This is a genomic window from Streptococcus dentiloxodontae (assembly GCF_053206925.1).
This window is the reverse complement of the sequence record NZ_JBRUHR010000001.1, coordinates 205,846-222,641: the sequence shown is the minus strand read 5'-3', so window position 1 is coordinate 222,641 and position 16,796 is coordinate 205,846. Positions and strand designations below refer to the sequence as shown.

General features: G+C 38.1%; 17 protein-coding genes. 9 read left to right on the top strand and 8 right to left on the bottom strand.

The window, feature by feature from the left end:
- Nucleotides 1-339: 339 nt before the first annotated feature.
- The 5 genes from ACVRZ8_RS01020 to ACVRZ8_RS01000 all read right to left on the bottom strand — a co-directional run bounded on the left by ACVRZ8_RS01020 (nt 340) and on the right by ACVRZ8_RS01000 (nt 5,109).
- Complete coding sequence (locus ACVRZ8_RS01020; protein WP_447447463.1) at nt 340-1,851, bottom strand: putative cross-wall-targeting lipoprotein signal domain-containing protein; 1,512 nt, start codon at nt 1,849-1,851, stop codon at nt 340-342.
- A gap of 271 nt (nt 1,852-2,122) precedes the next feature.
- Entirely contained in the window at nt 2,123-2,773 is a 651-nt protein-coding gene (locus ACVRZ8_RS01015; protein WP_447447462.1) for an amino acid ABC transporter permease, read from the bottom strand.
- An 11-nt stretch (nt 2,774-2,784) separates the two neighbouring features.
- Nucleotides 2,785-3,483 carry an amino acid ABC transporter permease gene (locus tag ACVRZ8_RS01010; protein WP_447447461.1) on the bottom strand — a complete coding sequence of 233 codons (699 nt, stop codon included), beginning with the start codon at nt 3,481-3,483 and terminating at the stop codon, nt 2,785-2,787.
- Nucleotides 3,484-3,496: 13 nt separating this feature from the next.
- The gene (locus tag ACVRZ8_RS01005) at nt 3,497-4,330 is read right to left on the bottom strand and encodes a transporter substrate-binding domain-containing protein (RefSeq protein WP_447447460.1); all 834 of its coding nucleotides are present in this window, start codon (nt 4,328-4,330) and stop codon (nt 3,497-3,499) included.
- An 11-nt stretch (nt 4,331-4,341) separates the two neighbouring features.
- Nucleotides 4,342-5,109, bottom strand: coding sequence for an amino acid ABC transporter ATP-binding protein (locus ACVRZ8_RS01000; protein WP_447447459.1), 768 nt, complete (start codon nt 5,107-5,109; stop codon nt 4,342-4,344).
- Between the two features lie 267 nt (nt 5,110-5,376).
- Here ACVRZ8_RS01000 and vicR point away from each other — a divergent pair, with 267 nt between their 5' ends.
- From vicR to ACVRZ8_RS00980, 4 genes are all read left to right on the top strand, one after another.
- Nucleotides 5,377-6,087 carry a cell wall metabolism response regulator VicR gene (gene vicR, locus ACVRZ8_RS00995; RefSeq protein WP_447447458.1) on the top strand — a complete coding sequence of 237 codons (711 nt, stop codon included), beginning with the start codon at nt 5,377-5,379 and terminating at the stop codon, nt 6,085-6,087.
- Entirely contained in the window at nt 6,080-7,438 is a 1,359-nt protein-coding gene (gene vicK / locus ACVRZ8_RS00990) for a cell wall metabolism sensor histidine kinase VicK (protein ID WP_447447457.1), read from the top strand. Before vicR ends, vicK begins: the two co-directional genes overlap by 8 nt.
- Nucleotides 7,435-8,247: an exodeoxyribonuclease WalJ gene (walJ, locus tag ACVRZ8_RS00985; protein WP_447447456.1), complete on the top strand. Its 813-nt coding sequence runs from the start codon at nt 7,435-7,437 to the stop codon at nt 8,245-8,247. Before vicK ends, walJ begins: the two co-directional genes overlap by 4 nt.
- A 105-nt stretch (nt 8,248-8,352) precedes the next feature.
- Nucleotides 8,353-8,721, top strand: a complete 369-nt coding sequence (locus tag ACVRZ8_RS00980; RefSeq protein ID WP_447447455.1) for an OsmC family protein — start codon at nt 8,353-8,355, stop codon at nt 8,719-8,721.
- Nucleotides 8,722-8,835: 114 nt separating this feature from the next.
- On the opposite strand, the gene ACVRZ8_RS00975 is transcribed toward ACVRZ8_RS00980, so the two are convergent.
- From ACVRZ8_RS00975 to ACVRZ8_RS00965, 3 genes are all read right to left on the bottom strand, one after another.
- Nucleotides 8,836-10,053, bottom strand: a complete 1,218-nt coding sequence (locus tag ACVRZ8_RS00975; protein WP_447447454.1) for an aminoacyltransferase — start codon at nt 10,051-10,053, stop codon at nt 8,836-8,838.
- On the bottom strand, nt 10,053-10,862 hold the full coding sequence (yidA, locus tag ACVRZ8_RS00970) for a sugar-phosphatase (RefSeq protein ID WP_447447453.1): 810 nt from the start codon (nt 10,860-10,862) through the stop codon (nt 10,053-10,055). Before yidA ends, ACVRZ8_RS00975 begins: the two co-directional genes overlap by 1 nt.
- A gap of 99 nt (nt 10,863-10,961) precedes the next feature.
- The gene (locus tag ACVRZ8_RS00965; protein ID WP_447447452.1) at nt 10,962-12,263 is read right to left on the bottom strand and encodes an HD domain-containing protein; all 1,302 of its coding nucleotides are present in this window, start codon (nt 12,261-12,263) and stop codon (nt 10,962-10,964) included.
- Nucleotides 12,264-12,389: 126 nt separating this feature from the next.
- Here ACVRZ8_RS00965 and ACVRZ8_RS00960 point away from each other — a divergent pair, with 126 nt between their 5' ends.
- The 5 genes from ACVRZ8_RS00960 (at nt 12,390) to ACVRZ8_RS00940 (ending at nt 16,779) form a co-directional block, all read left to right on the top strand.
- Nucleotides 12,390-13,268: a TSUP family transporter gene (locus ACVRZ8_RS00960; RefSeq protein WP_447447451.1), complete on the top strand. Its 879-nt coding sequence runs from the start codon at nt 12,390-12,392 to the stop codon at nt 13,266-13,268.
- Between the two features lie 38 nt (nt 13,269-13,306).
- The gene (locus tag ACVRZ8_RS00955) at nt 13,307-13,699 is read left to right on the top strand and encodes a YwiB family protein (protein WP_447447450.1); all 393 of its coding nucleotides are present in this window, start codon (nt 13,307-13,309) and stop codon (nt 13,697-13,699) included.
- Between the two features lie 500 nt (nt 13,700-14,199).
- On the top strand, nt 14,200-15,108 hold the full coding sequence (gene dapA / locus ACVRZ8_RS00950; RefSeq protein ID WP_447447550.1) for a 4-hydroxy-tetrahydrodipicolinate synthase: 909 nt from the start codon (nt 14,200-14,202) through the stop codon (nt 15,106-15,108).
- Between the two features lie 27 nt (nt 15,109-15,135).
- A complete protein-coding gene (locus ACVRZ8_RS00945; RefSeq protein WP_447447449.1) occupies nt 15,136-16,413 on the top strand; it encodes an SLC13 family permease in 1,278 nt (425 codons plus the stop codon).
- An 18-nt stretch (nt 16,414-16,431) separates the two neighbouring features.
- Nucleotides 16,432-16,779 (top strand): 2-dehydro-3-deoxyphosphogluconate aldolase, encoded by a 348-nt coding sequence (locus ACVRZ8_RS00940; protein WP_447447448.1) that lies wholly within the window; start codon nt 16,432-16,434, stop codon nt 16,777-16,779.
- The last annotated feature ends 17 nt before the right edge of the window (nt 16,780-16,796 follow it).

Sequence of the window (16,796 nt, the reverse complement as noted above, 5' to 3'; positions counted from 1 at the left end):
CAAATTTTCTCAATATCGTCATTTCGTTTTGAAACAGTAAAGACAGCTTTTTATCAATCTACAGGAAACAGCGGAAGATTCCTGAAGCCAGTCTTTCCATTTAGCCATGAAACCGCAGGTTTGCTGGCGTGTCGATCATTAGGCTAGGAATAGTGGTAATAGACTAAATAACTATAAAAGATATCTAAAGAATAAGTTCAAAGACATTTATTGAGATCAAAATGGTAGTTTATCCCTGAAAACATAAGCATCAAGCAAAATGAAAAGGATTGAATCCAATAGAAGAATCAATCCTTTTGATGCTATAATCAAATTAAAATCAGCAACTTACTAAAGAGCTTATTTCATTCGTTTTTTGAATTGGCCAGCAGCTAGAAGTCCAAGGCCAGCGATGAGAAGTGTTGCACCAACAATCGGAAGAACAGCACTTTGCTTTTCACCTGTTGTTGGTAAACTATTTGGATCTTCTGCAGGAGCAGTTGCTTGATCTGTAGCTGCAACTTGAGGACCGTTGCTTATTGGTGCTGCAGGAGTAGCAGGCTGCGTATTACCGTTATCACTAGGATTAGTGATTTGTGGATCTTGTGTAGTATTAGCCGCATTATTATTGGCTGTTACGTAATGGAAAGTTGTATTTGGCAGGAATTTCACAGGTGTTCCATTATAGTAAAGTACCCATTGACCATCTCCATTTTTAATTGCACTAAAGCCGTCCTTATTTTCTCCGCTGCCGACAGAACCGAAGATTAATTGACCATACCAGCGGTCAGCTTGACTGCCTGTTCCGTTAGCGTATCCGAATCCCATACCTACTCCGCTAGTAGATAAAATACTAATGGTATGTCCAAAATTGACGAGACCATCGGTGTCACTTTGTGAGATGTTGAAGTAATCTGAGAACCAAGACAGAGCAAGGTAGTAAGCAGTCGCTTGGTCAGAACCTACGGCTCCAGTACCAATTGTAGCTTGGCTATCGTATTGGCCATCTTCGCCATACCAACTAACACCAGATGGGAAGTTCAATGTAGTCGCATGATCTAAACCATCAGATTCATTAGCTTCTTCTTGAGCGCGAGCCTGAGCAAATTGTTGCATGACTTGGTCAACAGATGGTACAGGAATATTTATCCCATTAAGCGTACGCAATTCTGTTAAATATTGGTTAAGGTAGTTAGCAATATTTTCAGTATTTGGTGTATAAGGCTGAGAAGGATCAATCATGATAGTTTCATCAGCAGTTCCGTTATAAGTCACGTTAGCTACGTTAGCGGATTTTTTATACGAACCAATAATATCATTAAAGTTAACGCGGTTGACTTCGGTTGTTTCACCTGCACTTGATTGAGGTGCAGTAACATTATTTGCTTCTTGAACATTGTTGGCTGCCTGGTTTGCCGAGTCAGAAGTACTTGTAGCAGTTGATGAAGCAGGTGAGCCTGCACCATTGTCAGAAGTATTGGTACTATCTGTTTGGCTATTAACAGTTTCTTCACTTGCAAAAGCAGTTTGATCAGCTGTGCTTTCTTCGATTGAAGTGTTGCTATTTTCGACTTCATCGCTTGTTGGAGAATAGTAAGATTCTTCTGGAGTAGCTGATGTCTCAGTTTCAACTGTTGTATCTGCAGTATTAGAAACTGTTGTTTCTGATAATACTTGATCAGTTGCAGTTTGATCTTCGGTGTTAACTGTTACAGTTTCCTGAGCTGTGACAGCATTTCCTGTTTGATCAGTTTCGTCTGCATGTGCAGCCGTTCTAGTCCCCACGGCAATGACTGCGGTAGCTAAAATGGTACCACAAAGGCCTGCGGCCTTATGTTTACGTTTGCTAAATGTCAATTCATTTTTAAGCATGTGTCTTGTTAAAACCTCCTAATGTAAATCTCTCTTAGTTTACCATATTTTTAGGAAATCTCAAATTATTTTCTCATACAAATGACGCATAAATTAGGAATTTAGCTTCAGATTCCTAATGTTAATCAGACGACAAAGGATTTTATTACTAATTGGAGATAGTTTAAAATCTGAATAAATCCTTATCATTGTCATAGTTTGGTCTTTTGTGAATGTTACATAAAAAACTCTAGCGATGAAGTGCTAGAGTTTTTGAAGAGTTTGTTAAATATTATTCTCCTGCTTGAGCCCAGCGTTTTGCTAAATAGCGAGAGTAGCTGGAGATGGCAAAGTTAACAATGAAGTAAGCTAATGCTACCAGTCCATATAGAGTAAAGAGCTGAGCGGGTTCATAGTAGCTTCCCATCAGGATCTGACTTTTACCAAAGAGTTCTTGCAGAGCGATGACGGAATAAAGGAAACTGGTATCTTTTATAACCGTTACGAACTGAGAAATGATGGAAGGCAGCATTTTGCGAATAGCTTGCGGGAAAATAATATAAATGAAGATTTGGAAATTAGTGAAGCCCTGTGAAAGTCCAGCCTCAGTTTGACCAGCATCAATAGAATTGAGACCTCCGCGAATAATTTCGGCTAGGGCAGCGGTAGTAAATACAGTGAAAGATGTGATACCAGCCTGCGTTGATTTCAATTGGAAAACCAAGAAAATAATAAAAATCCAGAGCAAGTTAGGCACATTACGAACAAATTCAATGTAAATACTGGAAATCCATTTTAGAATAGGATTTTTTCCATTACGCATAATTGCCAATATAGTTCCAAATAGTGTTGACAGCACAATGATAAAGAAAGACAAATAAAGCGTTGTCCAAAGGCCTTGTGCCAGGAACTTTAGATTTGTAGTTGTTAATACTTCTGACATTTGAGACCTCCTTAGTAAGCTGCTTTATTTTCTTCTTCTTTACGGCGTGCCCATGTTGCCAACGGGAAACACATGATAAAGTAAAGCAGTGCCGCACCAGCAAAGGCAGGGACATAGTTAGTGGTATCATAAGCCCATGCTTTAGCAGTGAACATGATGTCTGCACCGGAAATAATGGCCACAGTAGATGTATTTTTAATTAGGTTAACAACTTGATTGGTTAATGGCGGCAAGATAGTCCGAACAGCCTGCGGCAGGATAATGAGGCGCATCGTATCAGTATAGGTAAAACCTTGTGAAAGAGCAGCTTCCGTTTGACCTTTAGGCACTGCCTCAATCCCTGTTCGAATAATCTCAGAAATGTAAGCGCCAGTATAAACACCAACACAGAGGATAGCTGTTACAGATATGGGCAGTTTAAGGACACCATTGGTTGCAATAGAAAAACCATAGAAGACAACAACAAACTGAACAAGTAAAGGGGTATTTTGAAAAATTTCTACGTAGACACGAGCAATAGCACGCAAGATTTTATTACGAGAAGAGCTCATTGCTCCGAAGATAATTCCTAAAAGCAAAGCAACAATTAAGGCTCCGATAGAAATACCAAGTGTATAAAAGAAACCTTTGATAAATTCTCCAAAATTAGCGAAGAATTCTCCCCAACGATAAAGGGCGAAAGGTCCCGTTGAATCAAGTAATGTAAACATGGATGCTCCTTTCTTAGTTATCATCAGCTTTTGCTGGTTTTAAATCGTATTTATCGTAGAGTTTATTAAGGCTGCCATCAGATTTCCAATCTGTCAGAAGTGTATTGACATAGTCAATTAAGTCTTGATTAGATTTTTTAGCTGCCACACCATATTCTTGCGTTGAGAAACCTTCATCAAGGATACGAGCATTTTTACTTTCGTATCCTGTCAGAATTGATTTATCTACTGAGAAAGCATCAATACGATCAGCATACAAAGAGATAGCAAGTTCTGGATATGAACCGAGCTGGACGTAATTAAAGGTCAAATCATGAGCTTTGGCATATTCTTCAAGAGCAGCTTTAGTAGAAGCACCTTGTGCAACTCCAATAGTCATACCATCCAAATCGGAAATTTTTTGAATATTTGATTTGGAACGTACCAAAAATCCTATCTCATCGTAGTAATAAGGATTTGAAATAGCATAGGAAGCCTGACGTTCTTCGGTAATGGTATAGGTTGCAATGAGTAAATCAATAGTTCCATTATCCATCAGTGCCTCACGTGTTTGAGCCGTTACAGGCGTAAATTCAACCTTAACACCGAGCTTATCCGCAATTTTTTTAGCTAAATCAATCTCCATACCCTCGTAGTTTCCAGACTCAGCAGAGTAGTAACCGAAGTTAGGGACATCTTGTTTGACACCGACTTTAAGGACACCGGCTTTAACGATTTTTTGAACAGTCTTACTTGAGAGCAAGTCAGATGCTGTGTCAGCTTGACTTGGCTTTGAAGTCAATAGCAGAGCAGCTGCAAACGCAGCTACTGATAAAAGTAGAAGGCGAGTAAATCTTTTGAGAGTCATAAGCTGCCTCCTTAATCTTCCACACTGACTTTATCAGAGTTATGGTTAATAATTTTAGAAAGGAATTGAACAGCACGAGGTTCCGTTGGATTGTCAAAGAAACCATCAACATCTGTAGTATCCACCAGAACTTGTCCCTCAGCCATAAAAATGATACGATCTGCAACAGAACGGGCGAAGCCCATTTCGTGTGTAACGACAATCATATTCATTCCTTCTTTGGCTAGTTTCTGCATAACGGCAAGAACATCTCCGATGGTCTCTGGATCAAGAGCAGAAGTCGGCTCGTCAAAGAGCAGGAGTTCTGGATGCATAGCTAGTCCGCGGGCGATAGCAATCCGCTGTTTTTGACCGCCAGACAGCATTCCAGGGAAGGAATCTTTTTTATCCCACATATTAACATAACGCAGATATTTCTCAGCAGTTTCTTCAGCCTCTTTTTTGCTGACTCCTAGAACTTTAATGGGAGCCATTGTGACATTTTCGAGGACAGTTTTATGCGGATAAAGATTGAAATGCTGGAAAACCATCCCAGCCTCTTTACGCAATTCAACCAGTTCTTTAGAAGTAGCTTTGGATACGTTGTGTCCATTAACCAAAAGAGTTCCTTGATCAATAGATTCCAAAGCATTAATTGTGCGAATAAGAGTTGATTTTCCAGAACCTGAAGGTCCTAAAAGAACGACTACCTGTCCTTTTTCAATTTCTAGGTTAATATCGCGCAGCGCGTGATAGTCACCGTAATATTTATTGACATTTTTGAATTCGATAAGTGCCATAAAAGCCTCCTAAAAGGGTATAATATCATTGTTAGATTTTCTAACATAGTGATAGTAGCTTATCACAAAAAGCTGCAAAAGTCAAAAGTTTCTGACAATTTATCGTTAATGTTCGTCTTTTCTGGAATGTTTTTCATCAATAATGACGTTAGTCTTAGAAATTTGGAACTGAAATCATATTTTGGTATAATAGTGATTGAAAGTTTTTGTGCTCTGCCATTTTAGGGAGAAAAACAATACAGCAAGAATCGGATGAGGTATTTACTTATGAAGAAAATTCTAGTCGTTGACGACGAAAAACCAATCTCAGACATTATTAAATTTAATTTAACTAAAGAAGGCTATGATGTTGTAACAGCTTTTGACGGACAGGAGGCTTTAGCCCAGTTTGAAGCAGAATCTCCAGATTTGATTATTTTGGATTTAATGCTTCCTGAATTAGATGGTCTAGAAGTGGCTAAAGAAGTTCGAAAGACAAGCCATATTCCAATTATCATGCTTTCTGCCAAAGATAGTGAATTTGATAAGGTTATCGGTCTCGAAATTGGGGCAGATGATTACGTAACTAAACCTTTTTCAAATCGTGAGCTTTTGGCTCGTATTAAGGCACATTTGCGCCGTACTGAAACAATTGAAACGGCTGTAGCAGAAGAAAATGCTAACACTGGCAGTCAGGAAATAGCTATTGGAGAGCTGGTTATTGTTCCAGATGCTTTCATCGCTAAAAAGCATGGCAATGAAGTGGAATTGACCCATAGAGAATTTGAATTGCTCTACCATCTGGCGACTCATATGGGACAAGTTATGACGCGTGAACATCTTTTGGAAACTGTTTGGGGTTATGATTATTTTGGTGATGTCCGTACGGTTGATGTTACTATTCGCCGTCTTCGCGAAAAAATTGAGGATACACCAAGCCGTCCCGAATATATTTTGACCCGCCGCGGTGTTGGTTATTACATGAAGTCTTATGAGTAAATTTGGGTTAAACATTACAAGCTTTGAGTTAGCTCTTCTATTTACCCTGCTTTTTGTTGCTGTTTACTTTATTTATTTGGCTTATCGTGATTATCGAATGGCAAAAAATATTCGTAAACTAAATAACCGCATCAAGTCACTCATGTCGGGAAATTATAATGAGGAACTTTCTATCAAGGGCGATAGCGGCATTTTAGATTTAGCAGATAGTCTTAATGATTTGTCAGATGTTTTTCGGCTGACCCATGAAAATTTAGCTCAGGAAAAAAATCGCTTGACTTCTGTTTTATCATACATGAGTGACGGTGTCGTTGCGACAAACCGCCGCGGTCAAATTACTATGATTAATAGTACAGCTCAGCGTTTGCTGAATTTAGAACATGACAAAGCTCTGAAAATGTCTATTTTGGATATTTTAGACGGAGACAGTTCGTATACTTACAATGAACTTTTGTCTAAGACACCGGAAATTCTCATATCACGCCGTGACGCTAATGATGAATTCGTGACCTTACGAATTAATTTTGCTTTGATTCGTCGTGAGTCTGGCTTTGTTTCAGGTTTAGTTGCTGTGATTCATAATGCGACTGAGCAAGAAAAGGAGGAGCGGGAGCGCCGTCTCTTTGTTTCTAATGTCAGTCATGAACTGCGTACCCCTTTGACTTCTGTAAAATCTTATTTGGAAGCTTTGGATGATGGTGCGCTGGATGATAAGGATATTGCGCCGAATTTTATTCAGGTATCTTTAGATGAGACTAATCGAATGATGCGGATGATTACTGATCTGCTCTCTTTGTCTCGTATTGATAATGCCAGTCAAACCCTTGACGTTGAGCTAACAAATTTTACCTCTTTTATGACCTATATTCTCAATCGTTTTGATCGTATTAAAAATCAGGAAACTATGCCTGATAAGTCCTACGAAATTATCAGAGATTACCCTCTGAACTCTATTTGGGTTGAAATTGATACGGATAAGATGACTCAGGTATTTGATAACATTCTTAATAATGCTATTAAATATTCGCCTGACGGGGGACAGATTACGGTTAGCATGAAAACGACAGAGACTCAATTGATTGTCTCTATCTCTGATCAGGGCTTGGGGATTCCTAAAAAAGACTTGCCGCTTATTTTTGACCGATTTTATCGAGTGGATAAGGCGCGCAGCCGTGCTCAGGGCGGTACAGGATTAGGACTGGCTATTGCTAAGGAAATTATTAAACTTCATAATGGCTTTATTTGGGCCAAGAGTGACTATGGTAAGGGTTCTACCTTTACTATTGTGCTCCCTTATGCCAAAGACGCTATGTTGGAAGATGAATGGGAGGAAGAGGATGATGATAAATGACATCTGACTTAGGTTTTAAATACAGTATTTTAGCTTCTGGTTCTACAGGAAATTCCTTTTATTTAGAGACTTCTAAGAAAAAAATATTGATTGATGCTGGTTTATCAGGTAAAAAGATTACCAGCCTTTTGGCCGAAATTGACCGAGATCCAGCTGATTTGGATGCCATCTTAGTTACCCATGAGCATAAGGATCATATTCATGGAGTTGGTGTTTTGGCACGTAAGTATGGTATGGATATTTATGCTAATGAAAAAACTTGGGAAGTCATGGAAGCAGGCAATATGTTAGGCAAGATTGATGCCAGTCAGAAGCAGATTTTTGAACGTGAAAAATTGCTGACTTTTGGTGACATTGATATAGAATCTTTTGGTGTCAGTCATGATGCCATTGATCCGCAATTTTATCGTTTTATGAAAGATGGTAAAAGTTTTGTCATGCTGACAGATACAGGTTATGTGTCAGACCGCATGGCTGGTATGATTGAAAATGCAGACGGTTATCTCATCGAATCCAACCATGATATTGAGATTTTGCGAGCGGGTTCCTATCCTTGGTCAACTAAGCAGCGCATATTGTCTGATAAGGGACATCTTTGTAATGAAGATGGAGCAGATGCCATGATTCGTACTATTGGCAATAAGACGAAAAAGATTTATCTAGGCCATTTGTCTCGAGAAAATAACATCAAGGAATTAGCGCATATGACGATGGAAAATCATTTGGCTCAGGCTGATTTGGGTGTTGGAAGTGATTTTCAGATTTTTGACACCTCACATGACACGGCTACGCCATTGACAGAAATTTAATGTTTTAGTCTAACCATCATAATAAAAAGTGGAGCGGAAGCAGTCAAATAGCTATTTCCGCTCTTTATTGTTATATTCTGTTGTTTTACAAAAAGGAGGGAAATTATGTATCAAACACAAGTATTTGGAGATTACCTTTATCACACGACCTCAGCTGGATATGGTGATACGATTACTCTTTTTGGGGACACGAAGGACGGCGAAACACCTATGAGTTTAGTAACAATTGCCTTGTCTTCTTGCGTGACAATGTGTGCACAAGGCTATTTTGCCCGTTATTATCAGATTAAAGAAATTCCAATACAGCTAAAGGCTAGTTTTGAGGATATGCTTTTCAAGATTGATTTGACAATAGATTACCCCTTGACTGAGCAAATGATTGCAGAACTAAACGATTATATTGATCGCAATTGCCGTGTCAAAAAACTGCTCAAAGAGGAACTTGTGATTGCCTTAACGATTCATCCTAGTTAATTGGGATTATAGAAAACAGTAATAAAAGTAGCTTGAGTCCTTATTTTTCAAGCTCACAATTTTTACGCAAAAAAAGCTTCCGCAGATTTAACTGTAGAAGCTTTTTTGATCTCTTTAATGGTTATTGCGGCGCTTTTTACGGATGTTATAAGCCCAATTAGATAGTTTATAAAGAGCTTTATTAACTGGGAGATTAAATTCGCCAATAAATTCTTCAATGTTGGGATTGAAGTTAGATTTGAATTTGGTCAGACCATCGTCTAAACTTCCTTCAACACCGCCCATATTTGCCCAAATAATCCCATCAGCATAAGCATCCTCAAATACTTTTGGATAGAGGCTGTACTGTGGGTAGAACTTTTTAAATTCATCATTCATACCAGCATAGAGCATTTCCATAGTATTTCCAAAACGAACAGAAAGAATACCTGCAATAATGAGCTCGTCGTCATATTTGCCGACATAATTTTCAAATTCTGCGATATATTTTTTGACAGAATTTTGTTGCTGAGTGAGTTTGGTTAAGCGTTTTTTCTGATGTTCCGCCGTTTCTGATAAGTCTTTTTCAATTTGAGCCAATTGTTCCTTGTACTCCGCCAAGCGTTTTGGCAGATTGACTTTGGCTAAATGAAGGTAGGCGTCATCTCCGTAAATAGTCATCATTTTACGGAAATAATCTTCGTTGCGCAGGGCAACTCCTTTACGATCTTCGGTCAAGGCTACAACATCAGCAAAGGCTTTGATATCAGCAATGGTTCCACGGCTAGTCACTACACCGCGATTGATAGCATCTTTCATCAGCCGTTTAGTGTGTTTAGGAAAAGTCGCGGTCATATCTTTTTGAGTATAGACATTGGCTTGGTAACGCGGCTGAATACTCTCAGCAATGGTTAGCGTACGGCCAGTCCAATCAGCACCAGATTCTTGCAAGGCTGCTAATTTTGCCAAAGTATCAGTGTCTTCTTCAGTATTTTCACCAATCTTGTAAGATTTAAGCAAAAGTGCAGGATCAAACTTAATAAACAAAGCTCGCTTGGTCTTTCCATAAGCTTTGAGGGATTTTAAGACATAGGACAGCAAATCCTTATCTGAATAATCCATAATAGGACCGCGCGGGATGTAAAGCATAGTGAAACCCGCAGGCAGTTTACGAATCAGAATAGAAGCAGAAGCAACTAAGGTTTCGTCCTTGTAAAAGCCAATACGTTCATTACCCCAATTATCCTTAATTTTAGCCCAATTTGAACTTTGAAGGAGATTTGTTTGACCGCTGTTTTTGGCGAAATTATCATGTTCTTCAGCTGAAATGCCAACTGTATATGTGTATGTCATTAATCCAGTACCCACTCTCTAATGGCGTGTGCAACGCCAGATTCGTCATTTGATTTGGTGATGTATTTAGCGATTTTTTTAAGGTTAGAATTGCCATTTTTCATGACGACAGGGTTGCCGACCACTTCCAACATAGCGCGATCGTTTTCCTCATCACCAATGGCCATTGTCTCGTCAATAGTATAACCTAATTTTTCAGCTAAATGCGTTACAGCCAGCCCTTTACTGGCCGTTTTCTTAAGAATTTCAAGATAAAATGGTGTTGACTTAACAACGGTGAACCGCTCATAAAAACTTTCGGGAATCTTAGCGATAGCAGCATCTAATATAGCTGGATCGTCAATAAACATCGCCTTGACAAATTCTTTGTCTCTGTTTTCTTCAGGTGTTCGGTAATAAATAGGCATACCGACTAAGGATGATTCGTGAACAGTGTAGGTTCCAATATCACGGTTGCTGGTGTAGATACCATTTTTGGTAATGGCATGCGAATGAACCCCAAGTTTAGTCGCTAAAAGTTCAATATCAAGATAGTCCTCATAGGCCAGTGTTTCCTTGATAAGCTCATTACCGGTCGCAGTTTCTTGTACTAAGCCCCCATTAAAAGTGATGACATAATTATCTGGTTGATTGAGATGGAGTTCTTCTAAGAGGTTTTGTACACCGACAATAGGACGTCCGGTTGCGATGACGATTTTTACGCCAGCTGCCTTAGCTTCTTGAATAGCCTGATAGACCTCTGAAGTGACTTGCCGTTGACTATTGAGCAGGGTTCCGTCAATATCAACAGCAACAAGTTTGATAGACATAAAAGTACCTGTTTTCTAAAAAATATCCTTATTTATTCTACTAAAAAAACCTATCTTTGTCATATGGAAATGGTCTTTTTAGGAACAATGGCAGAGCCTTTAAGCCTTAAAGCTAAAATGACCATTTGAAAGATAGGAGCTAAACACTTCCTTATCAACTGTGAAAAGGTCATCTGCAATTAGCATTTCTTTAGGGAAATAAAAGCGTCTGTCGCCGTATGTAGATCCGGTTAAAGCTGCTACAATAGGTGAAAGACTGGATAGTTCAGCTAAGCTGCCATCTTTTTGCGAAATTTCAATCTGAGTACGGGGATTCTTAGCTTCTGGTTTATAGATGTCATAAGGAAGGTCAAAATTAGCGTGTATTCCTGTATAGTAATCAGGATCAAAGCCAACAGATTTGACCAAGTCAGACAGACGATAGAGCTGGCTTTCTTCCTCTTGTCCGAAAGTAACAGACTTAAAGACTTTTCGGTTGATGAAGCGGCTGGCTAGGTCGCTGAGAATGGCATCTTTTGACGTTATCCAATTTTGGAAATAAGTATTCAGGACACCATCATCTAAAGCAAGATAGTCAGACAGCTCTGCCTTATTTTCAAAAAAAGGAAGCAAACGAGGAGAGGTAGCCTCAAAGTAAGAACGGTTTTCTCCATAGAGTTCCTTGGCGCGTTTTAACAGCTTTTGCAGGAGTAGCTCCATTGCTCGGCTGGCTGGGTGGAAGTAGACCTGCATATACATTTGATAACGGCTGACAATATAGTCCTCTACGGCGTGCATGCCATTATAAGAAAAAGCAATACCGTTATCCACAGGGTGGATGACCCGCAAAATCCTTGTCAGATCAAAATGTCCATAAGACGCTGCAGTGTAATAAGAATCACGCAGAAGATAGTCCATACGGTCGCAGTCAATTTGGCTGGAGATGAGCTGGACAACCTGTTTGTTAGGATAAGTGTGATTAATAACACTGGCTACTTTATCTGGAAAATCTGGTGCTACTTTTTTAAGAATAGCATTGATTTCCGTTTCAGGATTAGTGATAATTTCCTGCGTATAGACTTCGTGGTCAGTGTCAAAAAGCCGTTCAAAGGTGTGTGAATAGGCTCCGTGTCCAATATCATGCAATAAAGCAGCAGCCATAGTGACAAGATTTTCATCGCTGTTCCAACGTTCAGGATATTCTTTATCAAAAATTTCCGTAACTTGGCGGGCAATTTCATAAACACCTAAACAATGTGAAAAACGATTATGCTCAGCACCGTGAAAAGTGTAACTGGTTGTTGGAACCTGCTTAATGCGGCGCAGGCGCTGAAATTCCTTAGTATTAATCAGATCGTAAATCACTTGGTTATTGACATGAATATAGTTATGGATAGGATCACGAAAGACTTTTTCATTCATAATTAGTCCTCAACTTTCATGTCAATATTATAACAAAAATTGTCAAATATGCTGTTTTTCAATGGTCTGCTGGCAAAAATTTCTTTTTGTATTTACGGATTCCTAAATTTACATTATAATGAACTAATGGCAAATCATTTCATACTGAATATTATTCAATTACTGTTGATCGGGCTGATTACTTGGATAATGGGAACCATTTTATTGCATGCTCGTCAGCACAAAATTAATTTAAAAGAAAAATTTTTAACAGGATTTTGGATTGGTTATTTGACTGATCTTTTAGATACTTTAGGCATTGGAACTTTTGCAACTACAACAACACTTTTCAAAGCGACGAAATTGGTTGAAGATGATCGAAAAATTCCTGCCACCATGTCAACTGCTCATGTTATTCCTGTTTTAGTTGAGGCACTGTGTTTTGTAACCATTGTCAAAGTAGACATTGCCACTCTGGTTTGTATGGCAGCAGCTTCTTTTACAGGAGCCTTTGTTGGAACACGGATAACTAAAAACTGGAATACTCGACAGGTTCAATGCGTTTTAGGAATTTTACTCATTATTGCGGCTCTAGTCATGATTTATCGTATGCAGACTAATCCAGGAGCAGGGATCTCATCTCAGATTAGAGGGCTAAAAGGCATTTGGCTTTTAGTTGGCGTTATTTTTGATTTTATTATTGGCATGTTAATGACTATGGGATTGGGTAATTATGCGCCAGAATTGATTTTCTTTTCATTGATGGGCATTAATCCTTCCATTGCTCTCCCCGTTATGATGCTGGATGCAGCCATGATTTTAACAGCTAGTTCAATAGCATTTATTAAATCTGACCGCGTTCATTGGCCGGGTACCTTCGGTATCATTATTGGTGGTATCCTTGGCGTTTTAACAGCAGCCTTCTTCCTCAGTAATTTAGACATTAACAATCTCAAAATTTTAGTTATCTTTATTGCCTTCTTTACGGGAGCAACATTGTTGCGTTCTTCTATTATAAGAAGATAGCATAATAGTTAAAATCAGAAAATGATTGAAGGAGAAATATGCAAATCCATTTAAGAAATGAAATTGACCTTGATGGTCAAAAAGAAGTGATAGACCAAACCTATTGGGTTGATTTGACCGAGAAAAATGGTTTTTCTTACTTTATTTTTGTTAACGAAGAAAAGGAAAGGGTGGTCATTAAGTGCAATGATCAGGAATTGATTATGACACGTTTTTCAAGTCCAAAATCCATCCTGCGTTTTCATAGAGAAGTAGAAGCTTTGGTGACTATTTCCACACCTATGGGTGTTCAACATCTGATGACAGAAACCAGTAAATTTGTTTTTGATAAATCGAATCGATCTATCCAGCTTAACTATGTTCTCAAACAGCCGGATCTAGAAACACAAGATATTTTTGCAAAATATCAATTAGAACTGACTTGGTTTTAAGAAGAATCAACAATTCCAAAATAGCAGTGTTTTGGAGAATATAAGCATGATATCTAGGTTTGTTTGTGTACTAGAAACTATAATAGAAATACTGCTTATAAACTGAAAACTATAAAAATAAAAAAACGAATGATAATAACTTGCAATAGTTTTATTTGCAAAATTCATTCGTTTTTTTGATTTTATTTTATACAAATTTTTTATTTCAGCTCTAAATTTGCTTTCCTGTAAGTCGCTCAACAATCCAAACAATCTTATTTTTTTGGAAAGAAATTTTCATCCAGTTTATTGTACTATAAAGTTTTAAGGCATTAGACTGTAAAAAAACGTTTCAAAAAGAAACTAAAAAAGAAAGAATAGAATAAATGACTAAACTTTATTTTGTAATGTTTCATTTTGCTTCGTATTTCCTTGTAGAAATCTTCTAAACTCCTATCAAAATAAGTATAATGATGATGATTAAAAACAAGAAATCCCCTTTTGGGGTAAAGGAGAAACACATGAACAATATTGAGCTAAAAGGAATCATCACTCCCATTTTAACTCCAATGCGAGAGGATGAATCGGTAAATTTAGATGAATTACGAAATCAAATTGAACGTCTAATTGAAGGTGGCGTACATGGTATTTTTCCGTTTGGAACAAATGGAGAAGGTTACATTTTAAGCTATGAAGAAAAACTTGACGTTTTGAAAACGACGATTAAACAAGTTAAGGGAAGAGTACCTGTTTATGCTGGTACAGGTTGTATTTCGACTAAAGAGACTATCCAATTGAGTAAGGCTGCACAGGAGTTGGGAGCAGATGTTTTATCTATTATCACACCAAGTTTTGCTCTTGCCTCACAAAAGGAACTTTATGATCATTATGTAGCAGTTGCAAAAGAAGTTGATTTACCGATTGTTTTGTATAACATTCCAGCGAGGACAGGAAATAAACTTTTGCCTGAAACAGTTGAAAAATTAGCACGTGACGTTGATAATATCATTGGTGCAAAAGATTCAAGTGGTGATTGGGAGAATCTAAAAGAATATATCCACAGAACGAAAAATTTAGACAAGAAATTCTTTGTGTTATCTGGAAATGATGCTCTCATTTTGCCAGCCTTAAAAGAAGGTGGAGCAGGAGGGATTGCAGGCTGTTCAAATGTCTATCCACATGTTCTTTCATCAATCTACAATCTTTTCCAAGAAGGAAAACTTGAAGAAGCCCAACAGGCTCAGGACTCTATTGCTGATTTTAGAGCTGTTTTCCAATATGGCAATCCAAATACTGTCGTAAAAACAGCTGTAAAATTATTAGGTTATCCTGTTGGCGACTGTCGTCGTCCCTTCAATTATTTACCGGAAGAAGCAATAGTTGTTTTAAATACTGTTTTGGCAGCTAATAAAGAAAAAGGAATGAATTAATCTGAGAGCAAATAGAGGAGGATAATTATGACAATTCAAATGATTATTGCGTTAGCAATCACTGTCTTTATGATTATTTTAATCATGATAGATAAATTGCCTTTTGGAGCTCCGCCGCTTATTGCCTTGCTTTTGTTGGTTGTGACAGGGGTAACTGATATTAAAGGTGCTTTTGCAGGCTTTGCCAATTCGACAATTATGATGCTTGCCGCTTTTATGGCTATTATTGCTGCTTTACAGAAGACAAGTTTTATTACTAAATTTAAAGAAGCAATGTTTAATATGGCTAAAAAGGGTGGTTATAAAGCCTATGTCCTATTAATTGTCATTGTCACGCTAGGAACAAGTTTGTTTGGTACAGGCTCCACAGCTTATTATGTTTTAGTCATTGGGCTCTTGTCTGCTCTGCCTGAAAATAAAGCACTTACTCCCTCTAAAGTCTTGATGCCCGCAGGCTTTGCTGCTAATCACCCTTTGCTACCATTTAATACAGCCTTACAATATGGGATTACTGTTGCTGTGCTGCATGCTGCTGGAGCAACCGCTAAGGTTAATCTTGTCAAATTTTCAATTGTAAACCTTATTCTTTCTTTGGGTTTCCTTGCATGGTCAGTTCTGGCTTATAAGTTTTTACCAGAACATCCAATATCTAAGGGGGCTTCGGATAACAAAGTAGATCAGAGTCAGGACACTCATCTTACAAAAAAACAAGAGCTAGTAACTTATTTGTCTTTTGCACTTGCTGTAATTGGCATGGTTTCACAAAGCTATATAGGTGATGCTGGCTACGCTTTGACAGGTATTGCGGTTATCCCAATTTTCTTAGTAGGTGTTCTAGATTTCACTGAAATAAGAGATGCTATTAGTGCACCAATCATTATTATGTCAGCTGGTGTTATTGGCGTGGCAGATGCTTTAGGAGGCACCGGTCTTACAGAAATGGTTGGTAAATCTGTAGCTGGTATGCTTGGCTCTCATATCAATCCTTTCTTATTGATATTTGTATTCTGTATTTTAACCAGTTTATTAGCCACTTTGACTGGTTCCACGATTGGCACTGTCTATGTTTTTGCACCATTGGCTATTGCAACTTGTTTAAAACTTGGATTTGATCCAACTGCTGCGGCAACAGCCATTGTCATTTCCGGTTGGTGTGGTCATTTCTTACCTGTAGATGGAATGCCAGCTTTGATTATGGGGACAGGGAATTATACGATGATTGAATTTTGGAAATTTACTATTCCTCAGTACTTTATCCGTTTATTTGCACTTACAGCAGGAGCATTGCTCTTATTCCCAGTTTAATATTTTCGAGGTTTCATTATGAAAAATACATTTGAATTAGCCCACATTGGGATCAACACAGAATCTGAAGAACAAGCCTTAGAGCTGGCCAAATTGTTAAGTTTTATGTTTAACTTAGAACCTAGGCATGGAATGAAGTCAGAATTTGCAGGTAGTTATTTTGAATGCCTTAAGAGTCCTTATCTAGGTAAAAACGGTCATATTGCCATGATTACTGCGGATGTAGAATCTGCCGTTGCAGAATTAAAGGAAAAAGGATTTAGCTTTTTAGAGGATACCATTCAGTTGACTGAAGATGGAAAACTTAAAAATATTTATATTGATGGTGAATTTGGTGGGTTTGCTATTCATGTTTTAAGAAAATAAGATAAATGACAAAAAGG

Excerpts from the sequence above, each read along its gene's own strand:
- vicR (WP_447447458.1), top strand. The coding sequence starts at position 5,377 with ATGAAGAAAATTCTAGTCGTTGACGACGAAAAACCAATCTCAGACATT.
- ACVRZ8_RS00965 (WP_447447452.1), bottom strand. The coding sequence starts at position 12,263 with ATGAATGAAAAAGTCTTTCGTGATCCTATCCATAACTATATTCATGTC.
- ACVRZ8_RS00945 (WP_447447449.1), top strand. The coding sequence starts at position 15,136 with ATGACAATTCAAATGATTATTGCGTTAGCAATCACTGTCTTTATGATT.
- ACVRZ8_RS01020 (WP_447447463.1), bottom strand. The coding sequence starts at position 1,851 with ATGCTTAAAAATGAATTGACATTTAGCAAACGTAAACATAAGGCCGCA.
- vicK (WP_447447457.1), top strand. The coding sequence starts at position 6,080 with ATGAGTAAATTTGGGTTAAACATTACAAGCTTTGAGTTAGCTCTTCTA.
- ACVRZ8_RS00960 (WP_447447451.1), top strand. The coding sequence starts at position 12,390 with ATGGCAAATCATTTCATACTGAATATTATTCAATTACTGTTGATCGGG.
- ACVRZ8_RS01000 (WP_447447459.1), bottom strand. The coding sequence starts at position 5,109 with ATGGCACTTATCGAATTCAAAAATGTCAATAAATATTACGGTGACTAT.
- ACVRZ8_RS01015 (WP_447447462.1), bottom strand. The coding sequence starts at position 2,773 with ATGTCAGAAGTATTAACAACTACAAATCTAAAGTTCCTGGCACAAGGC.
- ACVRZ8_RS01010 (WP_447447461.1), bottom strand. The coding sequence starts at position 3,483 with ATGTTTACATTACTTGATTCAACGGGACCTTTCGCCCTTTATCGTTGG.
- ACVRZ8_RS01005 (WP_447447460.1), bottom strand. The coding sequence starts at position 4,330 with ATGACTCTCAAAAGATTTACTCGCCTTCTACTTTTATCAGTAGCTGCG.
- ACVRZ8_RS00940 (WP_447447448.1), top strand. The coding sequence starts at position 16,432 with ATGAAAAATACATTTGAATTAGCCCACATTGGGATCAACACAGAATCT.
- dapA (WP_447447550.1), top strand. The coding sequence starts at position 14,200 with ATGAACAATATTGAGCTAAAAGGAATCATCACTCCCATTTTAACTCCA.
- yidA (WP_447447453.1), bottom strand. The coding sequence starts at position 10,862 with ATGTCTATCAAACTTGTTGCTGTTGATATTGACGGAACCCTGCTCAAT.
- ACVRZ8_RS00980 (WP_447447455.1), top strand. The coding sequence starts at position 8,353 with ATGTATCAAACACAAGTATTTGGAGATTACCTTTATCACACGACCTCA.
- ACVRZ8_RS00975 (WP_447447454.1), bottom strand. The coding sequence starts at position 10,053 with ATGACATACACATATACAGTTGGCATTTCAGCTGAAGAACATGATAAT.
- ACVRZ8_RS00955 (WP_447447450.1), top strand. The coding sequence starts at position 13,307 with ATGCAAATCCATTTAAGAAATGAAATTGACCTTGATGGTCAAAAAGAA.
- walJ (WP_447447456.1), top strand. The coding sequence starts at position 7,435 with ATGACATCTGACTTAGGTTTTAAATACAGTATTTTAGCTTCTGGTTCT.